The organism is Ottowia sp., assembly GCF_035325765.1.
Lineage (GTDB): Bacteria > Pseudomonadota > Gammaproteobacteria > Burkholderiales > Burkholderiaceae_C > Ottowia.
The window spans coordinates 1-4,737 of record NZ_DAOKZG010000092.1 but is presented as its reverse complement, the minus strand read 5'-3'; the positions used below and the strand labels follow the sequence as shown (position 1 = coordinate 4,737).

Genomic DNA, 4,737 nt, shown 5'->3' with positions numbered 1-4,737 from the left:
GCTGACCGAGATGGTGATCGACCCGATCTGCTCGCTGGCCTTCGAGGGCGCGCCGCCCGAACCCCGCCTGATGCAGCGCCCGCCGCGCCGCGCGGATGAGGGCCTGCTCGGCACGTCGAGACTGCTGGATGGCCTGCTGCAGGGTGGCAGCGTGCTGCTGGCCACCCTGCTGGTCTACATTCTGGCGCTGCGTGCGGGCCAGGACGCCGACGTCGCGCGCACGCTGGCGGTGGTCGGCCTGACGGCGGGCAACCTGCTGCTGGTGGCGGCCAACCTGAGCGCCGACCTGGGCTGGCGCGCGCTGCTGACGCCGGGGGCGCGTGCCTTCTGGATCGTTGCCCTCATCGCCGCGGGCGTCCTGGCGCTGGCGATTGCTGTGCCGCAGGCGCGGGCACTACTGCACTTCGCCCCGGCAGCACCAGCGCAACTCGGCCTGACGCTGGTCGCAGTGGCGCTGGCCGCGGCCGTGGGCATGCTGCCGGGCCGCGCGCTCGCGCGCCGCCCGCGCAGCACCCCGGCCTGAACCAGGCGCGGCTGGCGCCTCGGCTCAACCCAAATCCGGCCGTTGAACCTGAAACCGACAGTCGACCGCTGATCATCGTCTGCAAACCCGCATGAATATCGGCTTCGGCTGTCCTGATGATGTTCACCTGTTGGGTGACCGAAGCGGCCAGGCGCAATGTCCACGCCGCTTTCGACGGGTTCATCAGCGAACGACTGCCGGCTTCAGGTTCAACCGGCGCCCTGCGCGGCAATCTGGCGCAGCGCGCGCTCGAACACCTCGGGCGGCTGGCCGCCGCTGATCAGGTGGCGCTCGTCGATCACCACCGTCGGCACCGAATGGATGCCGGCGTCGAGCCAGCGCCGCTCGGCTTCCCGCACCTCGGCCGCGTAGTCGTCGCCGGCGAGGATCTGGCGCGCCCGCGCCTCGTCCAGCCCGGCCTGGCGCACTGCAGCCAGCAGCACGTCCTCGTGGTCGACGCGCTCGCCGCGCCCGTGATAGGCCTCGAGCAGGGCGCGCTTGAGCGCGAACTGGCGCTCGGCACTCTCCAGCCCCGCCCAGTGCAGCAGGCGGTGTGCGTTGAAGGTGTTGACGATGCGCCCGCGGCCGGTGGGACAGAAGGCAAAGCCCACCGCGGCGCCGCGCTCGCGGATGGCGGTCTGGATCTGGGCCTGCTGCGCGGGGGTTGAGCCGTACTTGCGCGTCAGATGTCCGGACAGGTCCTCGCCCTCAGGCGGCATGTCGGGGTTGAGCTCGAACGGCTGGAAGTGCAGCGTCGCCTGCAGCGCATCGCCACTGTGCGCCAGCGCCTGCTGCAGCGCAGCCAGACCGACGGCGCACCAGGGGCAGGCGACGTCGGAGACGAAATCGATCCTGATCGGGGTGGGCATGACAATCCTTGATACCACGACTTTCATGATTGTTGGCGCTTTCTCATCGGGCGCGGAAGTCAGATCTCGAAACAACCATACGCAGAGGACGCAGAAAGGATGGTTTGAATCTCTTTTGCGTCCGCTGCGTATTCTTTGCGTCCTCGGCGAATGGACGTTGAATGTTGGCGGTTTCCAATCAAGGCTCAATTCTCCAGCACCCGCCACAGCGCCGCATTGAACGCTGCCGGTGCCTCGAACTGCACCCAGTGCCCCGCGCCGGCGATCAGCGCCAGGCCGCGAAAGTCGGGCGCGGCAGCCGCAAAGGCAGGCGCCAGGCTGTCGATGTAGCGGCCGTAGATCGCATCGTAGGCGCCATAGATGGCATGCACCGGACAAGGGACATGCGGCAGGCGCCGCGCCAGGATGTCGGTGTGCGCCAGGCGCCGGCGCGGCAGTCGATCACGCCCCACGTTGCCGACATGGATTTCCAGCGCCAGCCCGTCGATCCGGTCGGCGTCGTGCAGCATCAGCACCGCCAGGTTGTGCCGGTGCACCTCGGCCTGTTCCTGCGGCGTCTTCAGGTGGCGCCACGCACGCAGCTGGAACTGGCGCCCCGGCAGCACCCCCATGGCCGGCGCGCCGACCAGCACCAGGCGCCGTGCCAGGGCGGGATGCTCGGCCAGCAGCAGGCCGGCCGCCAGGCCGCCAAACGAGAACCCGACCAGATCCACCGGCTGGCCGGATGCCAGCTGACCCAGTCCGGTGGCCAGCGGCGCCACCATGGCATCGGCGTCGCTGCCCGCAGGCAAGGACCCGGAATCGCCAAAACCCGGCAGGTCGGCAGCAAGCACGCGCCGTCCCTGGTCGACCAGCGGCAGGATGTTGCGAACCCAGTGCGTCCACGAGCCGCTGCCGCCGTGCAGCAGCACCACCGGCGGCGCGCCCGCCCGCTCCTCGCCCCAGGCATGCCAGACCAGTTCGCCCTGCACCATCGGGGTCGTCAGGCGACGGCCCGCGGCCAAGCGCCGACGTTCGGCCGGGGGCAGCAGGCGGGGCGGCTCGGCTCCTTCAGGCACTGCGCTGGCGGTGATCACGCGTCGAGCCCGGCGGGAGCGGGTCAGTCATCGAGCCGGGCCGACCAGCGCTCGCCCCAACCGGCGCGGCGCTGGGCTTCGAGCTCGCGCCGGTCGCGCTTGGTCGGGCGCCCCTGGGCCATGGCGTGCGCCGGCTCGGGCGCCAGGCGCCGGGCCAGCGCTGCCTGCTCGCGCGCCGCCACGCTGGCCGTCGTCTCTTCGTACAGGCCCTGGGCCACGCTGGCCGGCCCGCGCTGGGCGCTCAGCGCGCGCACCACCAGTTCACGCTGGATCGGACCCTGGCGCAGCGTCACCACGTCGCCCGGCTTGAGCTCGCGCGCGGGCTTGCAGGCCAGGCCATTGACCGACACCCGGCCGCGCTCGATTTCCTGCACTGCCAGCGCGCGCGTCTTGCAAAAGCGCGCCGCCCAGAGCCACTTGTCGATGCGCTGGCGCGCCAGGCCCTCGCTCATGAGCGCCGCGACGCACCCCCGACCGCATGCGCGGACACCGCCGCGACCCCGCTCATTCGGGCTGGCGCATCAGCACCGGCACTCCGGCGTGACGCAGGCAGCCGGCCGTGACGCTGCCCAGCAGCGCGGCTTCCAGCGCCGAACGGCCGCGCGTGGCCATCGCCAGCATCGCGTCCTGGCGGCCGGAAATGAAGCTGGTGATCGATTCGGCCGGATCGCCGTACAGCACTTCCCAGTTCACGCGCACCCCGAAGCGGGTCGCGAAGTCGCGCGCATTGGAGCGCACGTAGCCCGACTCCAGACCCTTCATCATGGCGCTGACCGGCATGTCGCCGCCCTTGGTGGCCTTGGGATCGATCACCACCACCACCATCAGTTCCGCGTCCAGACGGCGCGCCAGTTCGGCGGCCTGCTCGGCCATGCCTTCCGACAGTTCGGTGCCGTCGAGCGGCAGCACCACCTGCCGGATCCGCACCGCCGCATCAGCGGACGGGCCCGCGCCAGTCGGCCGATAGACGAGGATCGGTGCACCCTTGCCACCGCGCAGCACCCGCAGTGCCACGCTGCCCAGCATCGCCTCCATCAGCCCGGAGCGCCCGTGCGAGGTCATGGCCACCAGCGTTCCCGGTGCGCGACCGGCCTCCTCCAGGATGGCATCCGCGATGTCGCCATGGGCCACCTGGCACAGGGCTTCCGCACCATGCGTCGCGGCCAGGCCCCCCACGTAACCGCTCGCCTCGTCCTGCTCGCTGGCCTTCGCCACCAGCCGCAACAGCGCCAGTGGAACGTCCAGCGCCGCCGCCAGCCCGCGGGCATAGGGAATCATCTCCTCGGAAAAACGCGAGCCGTCCAGCGGCACCAGGATCCGGTCGTACATCGGCATCACCTCCAGAAAATTGTTTCACGATGCTGCAAAAGGGCGTAGGTTACCCGTTCTCGCATGGCCCGTGCAAGCACGGCAACGCCGCTACCATCGGGTCATGCCCGCGGCAAGCACGACCCTGCCCCTCGACAGCGACCGCATCCTGGCGCTGGCCGCGCGTTCCATGTTCGAGCTGTTCGAGGACGCCAGCGAGGGCATGCTGCTGGTCGACCGCGACGCCCGGGTGGTCTGGATCAACGCGCAATACCGACGCTTCCTGCCGGCGCTCGGCTTCGATTGCGAGGCCGATTTCATCGGCCATCCGGTGTCGCAGGTGATCCACAACACGCAGATGCACGAGGTGCTGCGCACCGGCCGGCCCAGCCTGATCGACCTGCTGATCAACAAGGCCGGCACCTTCGTGGTCAGCCGCATCCCGCTGCGCAACGATGCGGGCGAGGTGATGGGCGCCCTGGGCATCGTGCTGTTCGACCAGACCTCGGCCGCGATGCAGGCACTGACCGGCAAGTTCGCGCGCCTGCAGCAGGAGCTGCTGGATGCGCAGCGCGAACTGGCGGCGCAGCGCAGCCGCGGCGGCGTGGCACGACGCGCCAAGTACACGCTGGCCAGCTTCGTCGGCAGCAGCCCGGCCGCCGTCGAGGTCAAGCGCCAGGCGCGGCGCGCCGCCCAGTCGACCAGTCCGGTACTGTTGCTGGGCGAAACCGGTACCGGCAAGGAACTGCTGGCGCATGGGATCCACGCCGCCTCGGCGCGCGCCCAGGGGCCCTTCATCAGCATCAACATCGCGGCCGTGCCCGACACCCTGCTGGAGGCGGAGTTCTTCGGCGTCGCCCCGGGCGCCTTCACCGGCGCCGACCGGCGCGGACGCGCCGGCAAGTTCAAGCTGGCCGACGGCGGCACGCTGTTCCTCGACGAGATCGGCGACATGCCGCTG

At 70.6% G+C, this 4,737-nt stretch carries 6 protein-coding genes; 2 read left to right on the top strand and 4 right to left on the bottom strand.

Annotated elements, in window-relative coordinates:
- Positions 1–523 (top strand): cation-translocating P-type ATPase C-terminal domain-containing protein (locus PKA16_RS15615; protein ID WP_324404580.1); only part of this gene is annotated, 523 nt, incomplete at its 5' end.
- 209 nt (positions 524–732) lie between these two features.
- Here the strand turns inward: PKA16_RS15615 and PKA16_RS15610 are convergent.
- The 4 genes from PKA16_RS15610 to PKA16_RS15595 form a co-directional block, all read right to left on the bottom strand.
- Positions 733–1,392, bottom strand: a complete 660-nt coding sequence (locus tag PKA16_RS15610; RefSeq protein ID WP_324404579.1) for a DsbA family oxidoreductase — start codon at positions 1,390–1,392, stop codon at positions 733–735.
- Positions 1,393–1,577: 185 nt separating this feature from the next.
- Positions 1,578–2,366: an alpha/beta hydrolase gene (locus tag PKA16_RS15605; protein WP_324404582.1), complete on the bottom strand. Its 789-nt coding sequence runs from the start codon at positions 2,364–2,366 to the stop codon at positions 1,578–1,580.
- A 125-nt stretch (positions 2,367–2,491) separates the two neighbouring features.
- The gene (locus tag PKA16_RS15600) at positions 2,492–2,920 is read right to left on the bottom strand and encodes a S4 domain-containing protein (RefSeq protein WP_324404577.1); all 429 of its coding nucleotides are present in this window, start codon (positions 2,918–2,920) and stop codon (positions 2,492–2,494) included.
- A 52-nt stretch (positions 2,921–2,972) separates the two neighbouring features.
- A complete protein-coding gene (locus PKA16_RS15595) occupies positions 2,973–3,797 on the bottom strand; it encodes a universal stress protein (RefSeq protein ID WP_324404575.1) in 825 nt (274 codons plus the stop codon).
- A gap of 103 nt (positions 3,798–3,900) precedes the next feature.
- On the opposite strand from PKA16_RS15595, the gene PKA16_RS15590 reads away from it, so the two are divergent.
- Positions 3,901–4,737 (top strand): sigma 54-interacting transcriptional regulator (locus PKA16_RS15590; RefSeq protein ID WP_324404573.1); only part of this gene is annotated, 837 nt, incomplete at its 3' end.

Coding starts and splice junctions, on each gene's coding strand:
- PKA16_RS15610 (WP_324404579.1), bottom strand. CDS start 1,392: ATGCCCACCCCGATCAGGATCGATTTCGTCTCCGACGTCGCCTGCCCC.
- PKA16_RS15605 (WP_324404582.1), bottom strand. CDS start 2,366: ATGGTGCAGGGCGAACTGGTCTGGCATGCCTGGGGCGAGGAGCGGGCG.
- PKA16_RS15600 (WP_324404577.1), bottom strand. CDS start 2,920: ATGAGCGAGGGCCTGGCGCGCCAGCGCATCGACAAGTGGCTCTGGGCG.
- PKA16_RS15595 (WP_324404575.1), bottom strand. CDS start 3,797: ATGTACGACCGGATCCTGGTGCCGCTGGACGGCTCGCGTTTTTCCGAG.